The sequence below is a fragment of the Vreelandella sp. F11 genome (assembly GCF_042466685.1).
Lineage (GTDB): Bacteria > Pseudomonadota > Gammaproteobacteria > Pseudomonadales > Halomonadaceae > Vreelandella.
Window position 1 is genome coordinate 1002556 of sequence record NZ_CP170448.1, and the last position, 17977, is coordinate 1020532.

Annotated in this window: 13 protein-coding genes; 7 read left to right on the plus strand and 6 right to left on the minus strand. The window is 56.3% G+C overall.

Going from position 1 to position 17977, the window contains the following annotated elements; translation table 11 throughout:
• The first annotated feature begins 21 nt into the window (after window positions 1–21).
• Window positions 22–2097, plus strand: coding sequence for a TonB-dependent receptor family protein (locus ACFIOZ_RS04605; RefSeq protein WP_386082520.1), 2076 nt, complete (start codon window positions 22–24; stop codon window positions 2095–2097).
• A 95-nt stretch (window positions 2098–2192) separates the two neighbouring features.
• Here the strand turns inward: ACFIOZ_RS04605 and ACFIOZ_RS04610 are convergent, their stop codons facing one another.
• From ACFIOZ_RS04610 to ACFIOZ_RS04620, 3 genes are all read right to left on the minus strand, one after another.
• Window positions 2193–4736, minus strand: a complete 2544-nt coding sequence (locus tag ACFIOZ_RS04610; protein ID WP_386082521.1) for a glucose/quinate/shikimate family membrane-bound PQQ-dependent dehydrogenase — start codon at window positions 4734–4736, stop codon at window positions 2193–2195.
• 213 nt (window positions 4737–4949) lie between these two features.
• Complete coding sequence (locus tag ACFIOZ_RS04615; protein WP_386082522.1) at window positions 4950–5948, minus strand: NADP-dependent oxidoreductase; 999 nt, start codon at window positions 5946–5948, stop codon at window positions 4950–4952.
• A 226-nt stretch (window positions 5949–6174) separates the two neighbouring features.
• The gene (locus ACFIOZ_RS04620; protein WP_133732982.1) at window positions 6175–6555 is read right to left on the minus strand and encodes a septal ring lytic transglycosylase RlpA family protein; all 381 of its coding nucleotides are present in this window, start codon (window positions 6553–6555) and stop codon (window positions 6175–6177) included.
• A 323-nt stretch (window positions 6556–6878) separates the two neighbouring features.
• Here ACFIOZ_RS04620 and ACFIOZ_RS04625 point away from each other — a divergent pair, with 323 nt between their 5' ends.
• Window positions 6879–8324 carry a hypothetical protein gene (locus ACFIOZ_RS04625; RefSeq protein ID WP_386082523.1) on the plus strand — a complete coding sequence of 482 codons (1446 nt, stop codon included), beginning with the start codon at window positions 6879–6881 and terminating at the stop codon, window positions 8322–8324.
• Window positions 8325–8463: 139 nt separating this feature from the next.
• Here ACFIOZ_RS04625 and ACFIOZ_RS04630 read toward each other — a convergent pair whose 3' ends face one another.
• Window positions 8464–9342 carry a DMT family transporter gene (locus tag ACFIOZ_RS04630; RefSeq protein WP_386082524.1) on the minus strand — a complete coding sequence of 293 codons (879 nt, stop codon included), beginning with the start codon at window positions 9340–9342 and terminating at the stop codon, window positions 8464–8466.
• A gap of 101 nt (window positions 9343–9443) precedes the next feature.
• On the opposite strand from ACFIOZ_RS04630, the gene ACFIOZ_RS04635 reads away from it, so the two are divergent.
• Together ACFIOZ_RS04635 and ACFIOZ_RS04640 are read left to right on the plus strand one after the other, a co-directional pair.
• Entirely contained in the window at window positions 9444–10316 is an 873-nt protein-coding gene (locus ACFIOZ_RS04635) for a LysR substrate-binding domain-containing protein (RefSeq protein ID WP_386082525.1), read from the plus strand.
• Window positions 10317–10418: 102 nt separating this feature from the next.
• Entirely contained in the window at window positions 10419–10976 is a 558-nt protein-coding gene (locus ACFIOZ_RS04640) for a cytochrome b (RefSeq protein WP_226248024.1), read from the plus strand.
• Between the two features lie 22 nt (window positions 10977–10998).
• Here the strand turns inward: ACFIOZ_RS04640 and ACFIOZ_RS04645 are convergent, their stop codons facing one another.
• Window positions 10999–12804 carry a sensor domain-containing diguanylate cyclase gene (locus ACFIOZ_RS04645; protein WP_386082526.1) on the minus strand — a complete coding sequence of 602 codons (1806 nt, stop codon included), beginning with the start codon at window positions 12802–12804 and terminating at the stop codon, window positions 10999–11001.
• 167 nt (window positions 12805–12971) lie between these two features.
• Complete coding sequence (locus tag ACFIOZ_RS04650) at window positions 12972–13844, minus strand: LysR family transcriptional regulator ArgP (RefSeq protein WP_386082527.1); 873 nt, start codon at window positions 13842–13844, stop codon at window positions 12972–12974.
• Between the two features lie 207 nt (window positions 13845–14051).
• On the opposite strand from ACFIOZ_RS04650, the gene ACFIOZ_RS04655 reads away from it, so the two are divergent.
• The 3 genes from ACFIOZ_RS04655 to ACFIOZ_RS04665 all read left to right on the plus strand — a co-directional run bounded on the left by ACFIOZ_RS04655 (window position 14052) and on the right by ACFIOZ_RS04665 (window position 17975).
• Window positions 14052–15329, plus strand: coding sequence for an imelysin family protein (locus ACFIOZ_RS04655; RefSeq protein WP_386082528.1), 1278 nt, complete (start codon window positions 14052–14054; stop codon window positions 15327–15329).
• A gap of 108 nt (window positions 15330–15437) precedes the next feature.
• On the plus strand, window positions 15438–16907 hold the full coding sequence (locus ACFIOZ_RS04660; RefSeq protein WP_386082529.1) for a di-heme oxidoredictase family protein: 1470 nt from the start codon (window positions 15438–15440) through the stop codon (window positions 16905–16907).
• Window positions 16908–16949: 42 nt separating this feature from the next.
• On the plus strand, window positions 16950–17975 hold the full coding sequence (locus tag ACFIOZ_RS04665) for an imelysin family protein (protein ID WP_386082530.1): 1026 nt from the start codon (window positions 16950–16952) through the stop codon (window positions 17973–17975).
• The last annotated feature ends 2 nt before the right edge of the window (window positions 17976–17977 follow it).

Consider the following 17977-nt stretch of genomic DNA (forward strand, 5'->3'; position numbering starts at 1 on the left):
ATGCTGTTTGGAAGGGATCCCGTGTTCAATGCATCGTTAAAAAAAGTACCGTTAAAAGTAACCACTACATCTCTTTGTTTGTTCAGTTGCCTTGGTGCAGGCCAAAGTTGGGCTCAAGAAGGCCCAGCAGCCGACAACAGCCTAGCCACGCTGCAAGTCACGGCCCCACGACTCTCGCGAGAGCTTTACGCTACGCCCGCTGCGGTAACAACACTTGACCGTGAGGCCATTGCTCAGGGGCAACAGCGCACGCGACTGGATGAGGCGCTGGTGCGTGTTCCAGGGGTGTTCTTGCAGAACCGTGATAATTTTGCCCAAGGCCAGCGAATCTCCATCCGCGGCTTTGGCGCCCGGGCGCCGTTTGGGGTGCGCGGTATTACCGTAATGGTGGATGGTATTCCCTATACGTTGCCGGATGGCCAGGCCCAGCTAGATGCCATTGATCTGGACAGCGCTGAGCGCATAGAAGTGATTCGTGGGCCCTCTTCGGTGCTCTACGGCAACGCAGCAGGCGGGGTGATTGATATCACCACCGCCGATGGACGTGATAACCCTGGCTCGCGTGTGCGCACCGAAGTGGGCAGCGATGGTTACCGTAAGGCGGTCGTGCAAACAGGGGGGGCTCAAGGGGATTGGTCACACCATGTGAGCTTTTCAGCGCTTAATGTGGATGGTTATCGGGAGCAGAGCTCAACAGAGAAATACCTGCTGAACGCCAAGCTCCGCCGCGAGTTAGGCAGCGACCGGGCGTTAACCGCGATTATCAATCTGCTGGAAAATCCCCGCTCCGAAGATCCTGGTGCGCTGAACGCCCGCGAAGTGGCCAGTGGCCGCGATCAAGCGGCGCCCAACTCATTGGCGTTGGATGCAGGGCAGAATGTCGATCAGCAAATGCTCGGATTACAGTACGAGGATTTGTCCGCTGGCGCAGGCGAGCTCTATTTAAAAGGTTTTGTCGCCCAGCGCGATTTTGAGCAGCAGCTGCCCTATGTAGGCGATAGCCGCATTGGCTACCAACGTGACTATCTGGGCGCGAGCGCTGAGTATCACCATGAAGTGAGTCTGGGCAACCTGCCGTTGAGCTATATCACTGGGGTTGATGTGGCCCGCCAAGACGATGAGCGCTTCCGCAACGATGTAAACGGCCAAGGCGTTGTTGGCGAGCAGTTGGCGGAAGAGACCCAGACGGCGACCTCGATGGGGGTGTTTGCCCAGGGCGATTTAGCGTTAACCGAGCAGGTAACGCTTTCGCTTGGCGCACGCTTTGACAGCGTGGAGTTAGAGGTAGACGACCGCTACCTGAGCGATGGTGATCAGAGCGGTGAGCAAACCTTCAATGAGTGGAGTGGCTCGGCGGGACTTAGCTACCGTTACCGCCCTCAGCATCAGGTTTACGCGAATACCGGGACTGCGTTTGAAACGCCGACCTTCTCAGAGTTCGCCAATCCAGCGGGGGGCGGTTTCAATCCCGCTGTATCACCGCAAAAAGCCTGGAACCGTGAAGTAGGTACGCGTGGCTACATTGCACCGCTGGCCATGGACTACGATCTAACGCTGTTTTCGGTGCGTGTGCGTGACGAACTAGTGCCTTATGATGACGGCGGACGTACTTTCTACCAAAACGCGGGCGACACCGACCGCGACGGCGTCGAGCTGGCGCTGGGCTGGCAGCTTGCTGATCAGTGGCGGTTGGATAGTGCCCTGACGCTGGCAAGTTACGAGTTTGATCGATTCGCGACACCGTCAGAGCGTTTTGGCGGTAACCGCATTCCTGGGCTGCCCGAGCAAACCTGGGTCAATCAGCTTACCTGGCAAGGGCTTGATGAGCGCTTTGCCACTTTGGAAACCCAGTACACGGGCGATATGGTGGCGGACAACGCCAACGAGACAGAGGTTGATAGCTACTGGCTGGTGAACCTGCGGGTGGGCGATGGTTGGCAGTTGGGCGGCGATACACGGCTGAATGCTTATGTCGGCGTGCGCAATTTGCTTGATGAAGAGCACTACGCCAACGTGCGCTTAAATGGCACCTTTGGGCGTTTCTACGAACCGGCTCCAGGGCGCAGTGTTTATGGCGGGCTAGAGGTGCGTTTCTAAGCGGCGCTTTTCTAAAAGCTTTATCAATAAAAAAACGGGCGGCGCTCATTGATGAGGCCGCCCGTTCTCGTTGGTGATGAGGCTAAGCTAACCGGTTACTCCGGTAGCGCGTAGCCAATTACATAATCGCCCATCTTGGTGCCAAAGGTGCCGTGACCACCCGCCGTGACAACGACATACTGGCGGCCATCCTGACCGGTGTACGTCATCGGTGTGGCTTGGCCACCTGCTGGCAGGCGCGCTTTATACAACTCCTCGCCGGTGGTGATGTCGTATCCGCGCAGGTACTGATCCAGCGTGCCGCTCAAGAAAGACACCCCGCCAGCGGTGGTCAGCGGGCCGCCTAGCGCCGGAACGCCGACGTTCAAGCCAATCGGTAGGTCAAATGGCATGCTGTCTCGTGTGGTGCCATTGCGGTGCTTCCATACCACCTCGGCACTTTGCAGGTCGATACCGGCTACGTCGCCCCAGGAGGGCGCCTGGCAGGGTAGGCCGAGTACTGAAAGCAGCGGGCCGAGTTCAACGGCATAGGGTGCGCCTTCATTAACTTGTAGGCCTTGCTCACTGGCAGAGCCTTGACCCTCTTCCACTTCTTCGCGGGGTACCAGGGTGGAAACGAACGCCAGATATTTAGCCCCAGTGAAGAGCGCTTGGCGTTCGGGGTCAACTGCGACGCCACCCCAGTTCATCACACCCACGTTACCTGGATAAACGATACTGCCTTGTAGTGAAGGTGGCGTGTACTGGCCTTCGTAGCGCAAAGAGTTGAACTGAATGCGGCACATCATTTGATCAAACGGCGATGCGCCCCACATATCGCGCTCGGTGAGCGGCGGTGGCAGCAGGTTAAGCGCAGAGCGTGGCTGCGTCTCGGCGGTCCAGTCACCTTCCACGGCGCCTTGAGGTGCAGGCACCTCTTCGATGGGCACAATCGGCTCACCGGTTTCGCGGTTCAATACATATAGGCTGCCTTGCTTGGTCGGCTGAATAACCGCTGGCTGGGTGCCTGCATTAGTTGCCAGATCAATGAGCACCGGTTGTGCCGGTGTATCCATATCCCATAGGTCGTGGTGCACAAACTGATAAACCCACGCCACCTGGCCGTTATCGACGTTAAGTGCCACCAGGCCCGCGCTGTAAGTTTCATCGTTCTCGGTGCGGTCAGCGCCATACTGGTCAGGCGTGGCGTTACCCATGGGCAGGTAAACCAGGCCCAGTTCTTCATCAACGCTGATCGGTGCCCATACATTGGGGGAGTTGCGCGTGTAGGTCTCATCTTCGGGCAGTGGCTCGGTGTTGTCGGGGTTGCCGCTATCCCAATTCCACACCAGCTCGCCGGTATGCACATCAAAGGCACGGATAACCCCGGAAGGTTCGTCAGTGGAGCTGTTATCGGTGACGTGGCCGCCCAGAATGACCAGGTTCTCAGTGACCGTAGGCGGTGAGGTGGAGTAGTAGCCACCTGGTGAGAAATCACCAATATTGTTGGTGAGATCAATCTCACCGTTATCGCCAAAGCTAGCACACCGCTCGCCCGTGTCAGCATTCAGCGCAATCAAGCGTGCATCCGCCGTCGGCAGGTAGAGCCTGCGTGGGCACATAACATCAGTCTCACTGACCATCAATGGCTGCGTGTTGCCGTTTTCTTCTTCAACACCAAACAGCAGTGACAAGAAGGAGAGATCCAGGCTGAAAATATCGCTGTCATCGAAGATATCGAAAGAGAGTGCTGTTGCACTGCTCGGCGAAGCGTCGCTGTTCTCCGCTGCGTCGCTAGGCGTGCTTTCAGGAGCTGAGTAGCTGGCTGCATCGTAGTAGGCGAGGCCACGGCAGGTCATATGCGCCCAGCCGGAGAAGTCATCGGCACCCATGGTGCTGATCTCGGGGTCAAACGCCCACAGGGTTTCGCCCGTTTCAGGAGACAGCGCCATTGCCCGGCTGTGGGATGTACAGATGTACAGACTGTCGTTCACTTTTAGCGGGGTATTCTGATTGGTGATCTCCGGAGGCGCGTTGGGGCCCGCTTTGTCACCGGTTTGAATCCGCCATACCTCTTCAAGCTCGGCGATGTTGTCCGGGGTAATTTGATCCAGTGAAGAGTAGTGGGTGCCCGCATTGGTGCCGCCATAGGCGGGCCAGTCATCGCCCGCCACTTGGGCAGGGTTGGCGCTATCGGCTGATGTGTTGCTATTCGCCAGCGACCCTTCGATAGCACTGGGGTCGTTAAACTGACTGGCAATGGCCACGATAACCGCGGCAGCAATGCTGCCAACAAGTGCCAGACTGCCACCTTTCGAGCCTAGCGGCTTACGCCACCAGGGCAGGAGCAGCAGAATGCCGATTAAACAAAGGATGGCGACGCGAGGCACTAACTGCCACCAGTCGAGACCAACCTCCCACAACGCCCACCCCAAGGTGGCAAAAAGGATCAGCGCGTAGAGCCATAGAGCGGCGCCGCGACGCAGGATAAATAAAACGCCGCAAGCAATCATGCCAAGCCCGGCGATTAAGTAGTAGGCGCTGCCGCCTATGCTGACGAGCTTGCTACCGCCAAACGCAAGCACTAAGCCGATAATAAGTAGTAGCAGACCAACGACAATCGCTGGCCCTTTCCCGTGATCGCGCGTGTTTTCTTCCATGAGGTGTCCCCTTGTAACAACCTACCGACAACGCGCTTTAACCCATCGACAGCGCCGATGGGTTAAAACACATATCTCTGAAAGATGATTTTAATTATCAATTCGCTATTGGTCTAACGTTTTGACAATTTTTTCTTAGTGGCAGCGCTGGCCGCATCGAAATACGTGCTGCGGCCAGGGTTCAATGAGGATGGTGTAGAGGTGGGCAGAAGGCTACAGTTTTACCAGCATTTTACCGGTGTTGCCGCCATCAAACAGGGCCAGGAAGGCGTCGGGTGTGCTCTCCAGGCCCTCTTTCACTGTCTCTTTATAAACCAGCTTGCCTTCTGCTACTTGAGGGGCTACTTCGTTTAGGAAATAGGGGTAGCTAGACCAATGGTCAGCCACGATAAAGCCCTGCATTTTGGCTTTGCGCACGACCAACTGAGAGAGATTGCTCGGGCCGGGAGTGGGCTCTTTTGCATTATAGCTGTCGATCATGCCGCAAACGGCAATCCGCGCGCCTTCATTGAGCTGGCTCAATGCCGCTTCTAGGCAGATGCCGCCGACGTTTTCGTAATAGACATCGATGCCGTTGGGGCTGGCGAGCTTAACGGCATCGCTTAACTCCTCTGCAGTGCGGTCACGATAGCTAACGGGTTCAACACCCATTGACTCAAGCCAGGCTAGCTTATGAGCCGCCCCCGCAATGCCGACCACATGGCAGCCCTTGGCTTTGGCCAACTGTACTGCCATAGAGCCTACGGCACCGCTGGCGGCGCTGACCAGAACGTTATCGCCCGGCTTACATTCGGCAATCAGGTTGAGGCCCGTCCAGGCAGTCATGCCCGGCATGCCCAGTACGCCTAGATAGGCCTGTTCAGGAACGTCCATATCGGGTAGCTTCGTAACACCCTTGGCAGGCAGTTGAGCGACATCCCGCCAGCCGCCCATATGGCTGACTTTGTCGCCCACTTTTAGGCTTGAGTCATTGGTTTCGATCACCTCGCCAATGGCGCCGCCTTCCATGGGCTTGCCGAGTTCAAACGGCTCCACATAAGTGCGAATTCCGCTCATGCGTCCGCGCATATAAGGGTCGACGGAAAGCCAGTGATTGCGAATGCGCACTTCGCCCTCGGCAAGGTCGGGCAGGGTTTGTGTTTCCAGCTTAAAGAGTGCCCTGTCGGGCAGGCCGGTGGGATAATCGGTGAGCGTATAAAATTGTGACTGCATAAATGCCTCCTGCGAATACTTAACGTGTGTCAAAGTCCTTGTAGCATAGAGACCATTAGCCTGCTTGCAAGTTCGTTAATGTACCGGGATCTAGGTAAGAAAAAGAAACAGGGCGACCATTGCTGGTCGCCCTGTCTGTTGACTGCTTTCAGATAACGATGCTTCGTGTGCTGTCGCATTGATTAGGCTAAGGGGTATCACACAATAATGAAGGATGTGTTATCCGTTAATCCAACAGCGTTACCATCACTGGAGCTGTACCGCGGCGAATCATGCCAAGCTTGGCTGCCGCGCGTTTAGATAAATCAATAATGCGCCCTTGAATGAAAGGGCCGCGGTCATTGATCAGTACTTCCACCTCTTGCCCAGTGTCTGGGCGTGTCACCAACACCTTGGTGCCAAATGGCAAGCTCGGGTGGGCGGCGGTCAGCGCCTGCTGGTCAAAGGGCTCTCCACTGGCAGTGGGCGCTCCTTGAAAGCGGTCACTATAAAAGGAAGCGACGCCTTCCTGTGTTTCTGTCTCGTGTGCAAAAGCACTATTGGCAGCACTGCTTGCTATTACCGCTGCCAAACAAATCGTTCGGATCAGTCGTTTTTGGGCTCCCATAGGAGTACCTCGGTTTTGCGTGTTACGAATCCCGCACTATTGATGAGGTGCCTGATAGGCTCGTTGATACTACCCTTGTCACATCGAGTCAGCAAGCTTTGAGAAGATCGAAGCAAATAGGTTCAATTTCAAGATTTTTTAATCGCTATTATGTCGCCTTGGGTTTCAGTGACTTATCAGCCCAAGCATGAAATGAATAGCGAAAGCACTTTGTGCAATGCAGCGATTTTCATGAAACACTCACTTTAATTGAGTAAGCATCTTATAATCCCCGATGCTTATCTAATTAATGATTGTCATTCTGACTCACTAAGGAACCCCCCATGGCTAGATCTTCTTCGTTTACGTTTGTATTAGTGGCAATCGGTGGCGCAGCCGTTGGTTTTCTCGCCGCGCAAATTATTCCTTTGCCGGGGCAAACTGTCGATGAAGCGCCTGTCGAAACTGCTGAGACAACAGATCAATCGCCGGTTGCCGAGGCAATTGTTGGCCTTGAAAAGCTCACGCTTGATGAGCGCCTGCGTGGTGAAATAACCTCGGCCAGCGAGCTAAACGGTAACGATGGCAGCCGCTTCATGCGCTATGCAATCGCACTGGAAGAGGGTGAGATTGTTGAGATTTCTCTCAACGGGGCCTTGCAAGGCTTAGTGGCGCTTTATGATGATCAGCTACAACTGCTCGATAATGCCCCTGTCGTGCGCCATCGTATCGAAGAGAGCGGCGACTATGTCGTGGTGGTTAGCGGCGCCGATGCGCATAGCTATGGTCCGTTTACCGTTGACAGCCGAACCGTTGAACTGACGGATGCCGACTCTGTGGCGGTGGGGGAGCCAATCGATAGTTGGCTACAAGGGGATGCCCGTGAAATCACCCTGAACATAGAAGAAGCGGGTCTTTACCAACTGGAAATGCGTTCTGACGACTTCGACGCTTACTTGGAGATTAAAGGGCCGAATGGCTACGCCCGCGAAGACGACGACAGTGCCGGTAATTTAGACGCGCGCATTGCCGATTTTCTGGAGCCCGGTGAATATACCCTGACGCCCCGCAGTGCCTATGGCGATGGCAATGGCGTTTATACGCTCTCAGTAGAGCCTCACGAGTTACCGGGGGACGGTGAACTGCGTAATGATGGCGCGCTTACTCCCGATGACTCCCTCAACGGCTGGTTTAGCGGTCAGGCGCTTAGCTACCAAGTAGAGGTGGAAGAAGCAGGCATGTACCAGATTGAGATGCGCTCCAGTGACATCGATTCCTACCTGGTACTTGAAGGGCCTAACGGTTACTACCGCGAAGATGATGACAGTGCCGGTAATCTGGATGCCAGCATCGCTGATTTCCTGGCTCCCGGAGAGTATCAATTAACGGCGCGGACTGCCTACGGCGAGAGCAGCGGCATGTTTACGCTCTCCATGGAACCGCGTGATATGCCCGATGTTGACCTGCGTAATGAAGGCACGCTTACCCCTGGTGAGGCGCTAAACGGTTGGTACAGCGGTGCACCACTGACGTATCAGTTGGAGGTAGAAGAGAGCTCGTTAGTGACGTTGGAGATGCGCTCTGCCGATTTTGATACCTTTATCGAGATTAGTGGTCAGGGCTTTGCCGCCAGCGATGACGACGGCGCGGGCGGTACTGACTCACGGCTTCAAGAGCCGTTGCTACCCGGCACGTACACGGTAAGCGCACGGGGTTTTAGCGCTACCGGTAGCGGCTTGTTTGAACTAAGCCTTGAAATGGAGCCCACGGAAATTCCCCCAGAGCTTTAATGGTTAGCGTTAACCGATAATGGCCAACGCCCTTGTCGCTTATCGTGATAGGGGCGTTGGTTTATTGGTCGATGGTGAGGAGTGAATTGTGCGGAGTAAATGGTAAGGCGTGAGGCGTAAATAGTTAGGCGTGAGAAGGTTAACGGCCAGCTTTTAGGCAGCCTACCACTACCAGCACTGCCGCGGCGGGTAAACGCCAGTCCAGCACGCTCATACCTGCCAGCACTAGTAGCAGGGCGGCCAGGATCGGCACGCCATACGCCAAGCTTCCCACCAGGCTTGCGTGCCCCCAGCGCAACGCTTTATCCCAGGCCACCATGGCCATCCCGTAAGGCCCTAACCCCAGTGCAATGCCCGCGAGTAACGCTTCGCCGCTGGGAAAGGCAAGACTGCCCTCCAGTATTAAACTGGCGGCCACGGCGATAGCGCAGGCGATAAGCAGTAGTCGCGGTAGTAGTGGCGTTAAGGCCACTGGCGCCGCCTGGCTTAACCATGAATAGATCGCCCAGCAGCAGGCGGCCAACAGGGCTAGCGCGTAGCCTGTGGTGGCGCCGCCCAGGCCTCCATTGATGGCTTGAGGCACCAGTAGCAGTGCCGCGCCTGAAAACGCAATCAGTGCGCCGACAACCCCTGCAATTTGCAGGCGGCCAAAACGGCTCCATTGGCTGAGGAGCACAAACAGCACCGGCCACGTGTAGGTAATCAGTGCCGCTTCGGCGGCGGGCGCTAAACGCATGCCAATAAAGTAGGTGCTGACGGCGCCAAAGATAAGCAGCGGGATACCCACCCAAACACTCAACTGCCAGCCCGCGCCGCAGGCGGCTACGTTAACCCGGCGGCTTAGCGGTAGCGTTGCTAATGACCCCGCTAGCAGGGTAACGGCGGTTAGCTGCAAGGGCGGTGTCGCTTTGGCAAACTCAGCCAGCAGCGGCGCCGCACTCCAAAGCATCACGGCCACCAGCGCCGCACCAACACTGTACCAACGTGGAAATAACGCGGGGGAGTGAACGGGATGCATCAGCGTTCTCCTTGATTAGTGAATGTGCTGAGCAGCATACTCATCATCAAAGCATCACAATATCGATCTTTTATGATCGTTTTCATCAAGCTTGGTGATATATGCGTGCACCCACGTTAGACCTAACCCTACTACGAACTCTGGTGGCGATTGCGGACACCGGCAGCGTCACCGCAGCCGCTAAACGGTTGGCGTATACCCAGTCCACTGTGAGTATGCAACTGCAGCGGCTAGAAGCGCAGCTCTCGCTTACGCTGCACGAGCGGGAAGGGCGGCGAATACGCTTTACTTCAGAAGGTGAGCGATTACTCAGCCATGCCCGACGGCTATTAGCGCTTAATGATGATGCGTGGAGCGATATGCAGGCGCGTCAGGTCACCGGGGATCTTACCCTCGGCATCCCTGAAGATTACGCCTCGCTGCTCCCCTCGGTGTTTGCCTACTTTCATCAGCTTTATCCCGCCGTGGGGTTAAAGGTGATCTGCGGCACCAGCGCGCATCTCGTTGAGCAAGTGAAGGCTAAAGAACTGGATCTTGCTCTGGTGACTCGACAACGAAACTCGCCGGGCGGCGATGTCATTCGACGGGAGCCGCTATTGTGGGCGGTCGGTATGAACCAACAACCGCTGCTAAGCGACCCATTACCTTTGGCGCTCTACTCACCGGGGGCTGACGTATTCCGTGAGGTGGCCGAGCAGGCGCTGCAGTCGGCAGGCCGCAGTTGGCGCGTAGCCTACACCAGCCAATCCATGGCGGGATTGGCGCCTATAGTGACCGCTGGACTGGCCATCGTAGTGGTGACGCGTAGCATGTTGACCTCGGCGCTGAGGCCACTGGATGAGAGTAGTGGGCTGCCGACGCTGCCGATGATTGAATTGGCGCTTCACCGGGCGCCTCACCGCCCATCTGAACCTGGCCGCCGATTGGCCGAGTTAATACGCGAACAACTGGCAGTGCATGAGCAAGCGCTATAAACAAGGATTGCTTAGCGTTGATGACCGTGTAGTGCTTTAATCAGCGCCAGGGAGCGTTACTGACTAGAATGAAGAGCGAATAAAGGCTTTTAGGAGCACTACATGCACGAACTGGATCACTATATCTACCCGCATCGGGTGTTGCACTGGCTGGTGGCGGGGGCGGTGTTACTCTCCTTGGCCAGCGGTTTAACGTTAGGCTTTTTGGGCTATGAGCGCACTGTTGCTTTAGTCGGCAATATGCTTACAAACCTGCTGTATACCAGCCATAAAACGCTGGGGGTGTTGATACTGCTGCTAATGACGCTACGTATTATTACCCGGCTGGCCTTTGTGGTACCTGACCACGAGCCGCCCCTAAATGCCTTCGAGCGGCTGGTGAGTACCAGCGTCCATCATTTGCTGTACATAGCACTGATTGTTATGCCCTTACTGGGGTGGGCTGCGACTGCCAGCGGCGGTTTTCCAGTGGAGTTTTTCCACTGGCATTTACCAGGCTTGATTGGCGAGCGCGAGCAACTGTCTGAACAACTCTTTATGTGGCATGAACGTCTGGGGTGGGCCATTTTAGGCTTGGTGGTGCTACACGTTGCCGGAGCTATGTTCCATTGGAAAATCAAGCGCGATAACGTTATGAAGCGTATGAGCCTGTTTGATTAATGACCGCACGACCGGTGGGCATCTAACTCGCCGAGCCGTAGCGATAGAACTCTACAGCTTGGCGTGATTTGACTGCGTACATATGGCTATCAGCTTCTCGCAGTAAACTCTCAAGAGTGGCGTCCTCTGCTCCCTGGCAAGTGCTTACCCCGATGCTTACGCTAACGCTAACTCGCTCACCGCACGGGAGTTTGATCGGTGCACAAACAGCTTCGTTGACACGCGTCTGTATACTCTCAAGCGTGTCGTGATGTTCAAGGTTCTCCATAATAATAATGAACTCATCGCCGCCAAAGCGTGCGCAGTGGTCGCCCGTTCGTGCCAAGTGGGCGATGCGTTTAGCTATCTGTTGTAGTACGAAATCACCTGCCTCATGGCCGTAGCAGTCGTTAATGGGTTTAAAGCGATCAAGATCAAGCATTAGTAATGCCAACCGCTGGTCATATTGACGATTCCGTTCCAGGGCCTCTGCAGCGCAGCGCGCCAGGCCGTGTCGATTTAATAAGCCGGTCAGCATATCGCAGTTGGCTAAATGCTCCAGTGCTCTAGTACGAGCGGCGACTTTTTGTTCCAGCACGGCTTCCTGCTTTTTAAGAGCAGCTAACATAGCGGCTTGAGCACGCTCTTTTTGCCGTTTAAGTTTGTTAAAGCGCGCTGCCAGCGCAAATGAAAGCAGTAACATTTCTAACGCTGAGCCAATTTGAATGCCGTGTAGAGTAATAAAATTCGCCGGCAGTATGCCCAGGTTGCGCAGTGCAAAGACACCTGCACCCAGCAGAAATAGCGACCAAGCGAATACGAATAGCCGAGCGCTGGGTAAGCGCCGCAAGCTGCAGTAACTGCCGCATGCCAGGAGCAGTAAAGCCGCCATAAAACCCGTTACATCCATGATGTGAAGCGCTGTGGGAATGGGCAGCAGCAGCGAGCCAATAACGGCGAGCCAGCAGTAGCTGCGAAAGGTGTTTAAGACTTGATGCCAGCGAGGGCAATATATCTCAGTATTAAGAAAACTCTGCGCAAACAGCGTGGCCATAGCGGAAGCAAACGTGAAACCAAGCGCCACCAAGCGTGATGTGTTTTCACCTAAAAAACTCCAGAACATGAGTGTGCCAATGCCGTTAAACGCGAGAATAGCCAGGCCAAAGCCAGCGACAAATAGCGAGTAGTGAAGAAATACGCGCTCTTTAAAGCCAAAAAACAGCAGTAAGTTATATAACCCCATTGCCAGCAGCATGCCGAAGTAGGTCGCCAGCCAAAAATTATGCCGGTCATTTTGGGTATAAAATGTCTCTGGCGTTAATAAGTTGTAGCTCAGCATCTTGCTGCCTGATGCAGCCACATGGGTATACAGAGTGACGGTTTCAAAGGCGGCCAGCTCCAGTGGAAAAACTGCCTGGCGGTGGGCGAGCGCGCGCTGTTCAACGGGTACCGCGCTGCCGCTTTGCTGCACATCGCTGCCCTGCTGGCGGAGTGTGTAAAGAGTAACGTAATCCAAGAATGGGTACTCAAACTCCACTATTCTGCGCTGGGGTTTGGGCGAATCGTTGTTCACCTGAGTTCGCAGCCACACGTCGCCTCGGGTATAACCGAAATTTAAATCTTGAGCGTCTTGGGTTGGCTGAAAAGGTCGCGGTTGGGCGAGTAAATCGTTAATCGATAAAGATGGCTTGTCTGCTTGCCAGTACTCGTTATAAGGGGCAAGTGAATAGATCGCCTGGTTTGGCGATACGGATAGTGGTGTGCTTGCCTGGGCCAACGGCATAAAACAAACCGCAAGCAGCAGCAAAAAGCCAGTGTAAACACCCGCTATAGGACGTTGTGCATGCATAGGGTATCGCTTTTTTCGTTATATTACCCCGTACGCTGTTCCCTGGGTTCCCTTGCCCGCCGGGGGCGCTAATGCGTCGACATAGCGCTAGCTGCTCAAATTTCCTTGTGCCGTAAATGAGCTCTTTGAGTGTAGTTGGCTTTGGAAAAAAATAGCGTTTAAAACCCTCATGCTTTGTGGATGACATAACTCAAATGTTGAGTAAGTCGTTGCATCAACGTGCCGCTATGGCGCCAAAAATGCCAGTATAAAGGCACAGCTAAAAAATGGCCGGGAGCAACACTGGCTAGTTGACCACTGGCCATTAATTCGCCGACCTGCAACTGAGGCATCATGCCGTAACCGATCCCAGCTGATGCTAAGCGCACAAACCCTTCTGAAGAGGGGCAGAGATGGTAAGGAAAGGGGCCATGGTAGCCGCACTGGGCAAGAAATTGGTGCTGCAACTGGTCATGAGGGCCGAAGACGATGGCGGGCGCCTTTTGAAAAGCCTCATCGCTGGGGCCGTTAGGAAAGTGTTGCGCCACATAGACGGGCGAGGCAAGCGGGTGGTAGTGCATTTCTCCCAACGCTACGCAGCGTGCTCCGGCAATCGGCTGTGGCGCAGCGCACAGGCAGGCCGCAACATCACCATCGCGTAAGCGTTTGAGGCCCACATCCTGATCTTCAATCACTAAATCCAACAGTAGCCCCTCCTGCTGGCAAATAGCGGCCACGGCCTCAGCCCACCAGGTGACCAAGCTATCCGCATTGATAGCGATCCTCAAACGTGGCGCCTGATCATCCAGCGTGGGCAGTGAGCCCCGCAGGTCACGCTCTAATAGCTGTACCTGCTGGTAATGGGTTAACAGACGCTGGCCCGCTGGAGTGGGGGCTAAATGAGGGTGGCGTACCAGCACCGGCTGGCCCAGACGAACTTCCAGCGCCTTGATGCGTTGAGAGACCGCCGACTGAGAGAGTCCCAGTACATCGCCCGCGCGCTCGAAGCCGTCGCACTCAACTACGGTTGCCAAGGCGTGAAGCAGTTTGTAATCCAGCATGGCGATGTTCCCAGGACAGAATAAGTGACATAAAGCAAAAAAAGGACGATTAATCCCAGTACTGCTCTCAATCTGAGTTTAAATAGGATTGAATCTCATAGGTCAATGAATTACATTTCAGGCATGGCTAGCGCACCCAATCGTCCTAGGTTGCCTAGCACTCTATGTGAGTAGTTTCTGTTACGCCACAGCCTAAAGGATACTTTAATGCTCGCCATCATGCTCCGTCGCCCCCTTGCTGGCATCGTTGCGCTTAGCGCGCTGATGCCTTTTGCCGCTGCTGACGACACCGTTAACGCCGACACCGTGGTTCACCACTACGCCGATCTGGCTCATGCCAATTACGCCGATGCACTGAGTGCCGCCCAGGCACTGAACGAGCGCATCGACGAATTGCTGGCCAATCCCACTAGCGAGACCCTGAACGCCGCCAAGCAAGCCTGGCTGCAGGCGCGGGTGCCTTATCAGCAGAGCGAAGTATTTCGTTTCGGTAATGCGGTGGTGGACGACTGGGAAGGGCAGCTAAACGCCTGGCCCCTCGATGAGGGCATGATCGATTACGTCGAAGGCGATGACTACCAGCATGAGCTGGGCAACGAAGGCGCCACGGCCAATATCATTGCCAACGAGCGCATCACTGTCGGCGGCGAGAGCCTGGACGTCAGCGAGATCACCCCAGAACTCCTCGCCGACCTGAATGAAATTGGCGGCTCAGAGGCTAACGTCGCCAGCGGCTACCATGCCATCGAGTTTCTGCTCTGGGGGCAGGATCTAAACGGCTTCGAGGCGGGCAGCGGCGAACGCCCGGTAAGCGATTACCAAACCGGCGACGACTGCACCCATGGCCACTGTAACCGCCGCCGGACTTACCTGGACGCGGTGTCTGATCTATTGGTTGACGACCTTGAGTGGATGGTGGCCCAGTGGGCACCGGAAACCGAGGGCAACTATCGCCAGGAACTGCTCGCCGAAAGCGATCAGGAGGGCCTGCGCCGCATGCTGTTCGGCATGGGTTCGCTCTCCCTGGGTGAGTTAGCGGGGGAGCGTATGAAGGTGGCGCTGGAAGCCAACTCTTTTGAGGATGAGCACGACTGCTTCAGCGACAATACCCACAACTCCCACTACTACAACGGTCAGGGTATTCAGAATATCTACACTGGCCGCTATCAGCGCCTAGATGGCAGCGTGGTCGAGGGGCCTTCGCTGCAAGACCTATTGGCTCAGGAAGATAGCGAGCTGGCCGATACCCTTGCGCAGCAGCTCGACGCCACGATGGCGCGCCTGGATGCGATCAAGCAGGCGGCTGAGGCGGAAAGCTCGCCGATGGCTTTTGACATGATGATCGCGCCGGGCAATGAGCAGGGCAGCGAGCTGATCAATGAGGCGATTCTCACCCTGGTAGCGCAAACCGGCTCCATCGAACAGGCAGCGGGCTCACTGGGCGTGACGTCGCTGCAGCCTGATGACGCCGGTCACCAGTTCTAGAAAGGACGAGCGTCAATGCGGAGCCGCCGATGGTGTTACTGTCGAGCGGCTCTGTTGGTTTTTGTTGAATGGCTTTGTATTCAGTATCACTCTTCTCAAGGTATCACCATGTACCGCTTACCCCGGTTTATCGTCCTAGCCAAGTGGGTGCCCAGCACATTAGCCCACAGCAGTTTCTTACTGTTCTTACTGGCCGCGCCCTTGCAGGCAGCCGAATCAGCTATACAAAATGAGCCACCTACCCAAGATTATCCCATTCAAATGACGCCCATGAGCGGCGGCAATGGCTCGGTAGAGCAGTTCGATCACAACGCCTATTCACTGCCGCTGGGTAATATGTCGATGACCAAACGGCTGGACTTCAGCGTCGGTAACAGCTTCTTTCGTAACCCCTGGGTGGTGGCGCCCGCCAGCACCGAGGCTCGGGATGGCCTGGGCCCGCTGTTTAATACCAATAGCTGCCAAGGGTGCCACTTGAAGGACGGTCGCGGGCACCCACCGACCGGTGATGAAAACCCTATCGCGCTATTCTTGCGCCTGTCGCTACCTTCTCAGCAAGCGGAGCCCGAGGTTTTGGAGCAGCGGGGCGCGCTTCCGGTACCTAACTACGGTTTGCAGCTACAAACCGCGGCGATTAGTGGTGCCGCTCCTGAGGGTAAGCTGGTGATCGCGTATCGCCCACGGGAGGTCGCTTTTGCCGATGGCCACAGCGTTACCCTCCAGGAGCCGCTCTACTCGATTGCCGAGCCTGCTTACGGCGAGCTGCCCGAGGATCTGCAGACCTCGCCGCGGCTGGCCCCGCCGATGATTGGCCTAGGGCTACTGGAGGCGATTCCTGAAGCCGACCTGCTGGCGGCTACCGACCCTGACGATGCCGATGGCGACGGTATTTCCGGCCGTGCCAATCGGGTCTGGGATCTCCGCACGGGTAGCACCGTCATGGGACGCTTTGGCTGGAAAGCCGGCGAGCCCAGCATTGAGCAGCAGGGGCTGCACGCCTTCGCCGGGGATATGGGGCTCACCTCCAACCTCGTGCCGCAAACCGACTGCATGGAGAGCCAGGGCTGCGATGATTTTCCCAACGGCGGCACGCCAGAAGTCAGTGATGACGTGGCCGACTTTGTGACCTTCTACGCCTCCAGCCTGGCAGTGCCGATGCGCCGCAACCTGGAAGACCCGGCGGTTCAGCAGGGTGCCGAACGTTTCAATGCCCTGGGCTGCGCCAGTTGCCATACGCCGCGCCATCGCACCGCCGCGGATGCCGAACGACCGGCGCTGGCTGATCAGATTATATGGCCTTATAGCGACCTGTTGCTGCACGATATGGGCGACGCTCTGGCGGATCATCGCAGTGAGTTCCAGGCCGATGGCCGCGAGTGGCGCACCCCGCCGCTGTGGGGTATCGGCTTGGCACAAACGGTTAACCCCCGGGCGGGCTTTCTGCACGACGGCCGCGCCCGTACCCTGGAAGAGGCGATTCTCTGGCACGGCGGTGAGGCAGAAGAGGCCACCCAGGACTATCGTGACTTGCCTGCGGATCAGCGTGCTGAGCTCATTCGTTTTCTTGAATCCCTATAAGTGTTGTTGAATTGTTGCAGGCTTGATTGCCAAGGAGTTGATGTGATCGCATCTTTTCGCCGCCTGGGGTTGCTGGCCTGTACGCTACTGGCCGCGCCGCTCTCTTTTGCTTCGGACACTCCCACGCCGCGGGATATCTGGCACGGCGCCGTGGAAATGCAGTATGCCGAGCTGAGTGCCGCCTCCGAGCGGCTGGAGGCGAGCGCCACACGCTTTTGCCAATCCCCCGATGAATCGCTCAGGCAACGGTTGGAAAATGACTGGCTGAGCGCCTATCAGGCCTGGCAGGCAGTGCGCTTTATCCAGTTTGGCCCCGTCGAGCAGAACAGCCGGGGCTGGCAACTGCAGTTCTGGCCAGATCGCAAAAACCTGGTGGGCCGTAAGGTTAATAGCTGGTTGAAAGCCCCTGACGCGCCCGATGCACAGGACATAGCCAATGATAGCGTGGCGATCCAGGGCTTTCCCGCTCTGGAGTACCTGCTTTATGACGATGCCATGGGCGAACTGGCCCTTAGCGATCCTGCCGCCTGCAACTTGATGCAGGCCATCACGACGCATCTCGCAGATACCACGAATGCCCTGCATCGCGACTGGCAGGCCTTTGGTGAGCACTATCTTGAGACGCCTGACTACACGGAGACCACGCTAACCAGCGCTATCCAGGCCCTTGAAATACTCGAAGATAAACGGCTCGGTGAACCCATGGGCCTTAAAGGCGCACCCGCCAACGGCTACTTGGCGGAGGCATGGCGTAGCGAACAAACGGTTCGATTGGTAGAGAGCAGCCTGGAGGGCCTGCGTACCGGATTCATGCCGGGGCTTACCGCCTTGCTGCGCGAAGCTGATGCCATGCCGCTAGCCGAGGCGTTTCGTGACCAGTTGGATAAGACGCTTGCCCAGGCCAGCGAACAACCGCCGGGCTTAGTGCCAGCCCTTGAAGACGCAGAGGCGTTTCGCGGCCTGCAGTCGCTCTACCTCGACATCAGTCAGCTGCGCCACCTGCTGGGTAACGAGATAGCCGCTGAACTGGGGTTGGTGCGCGGTTTCAATTCCAGCGACGGGGATTGAAC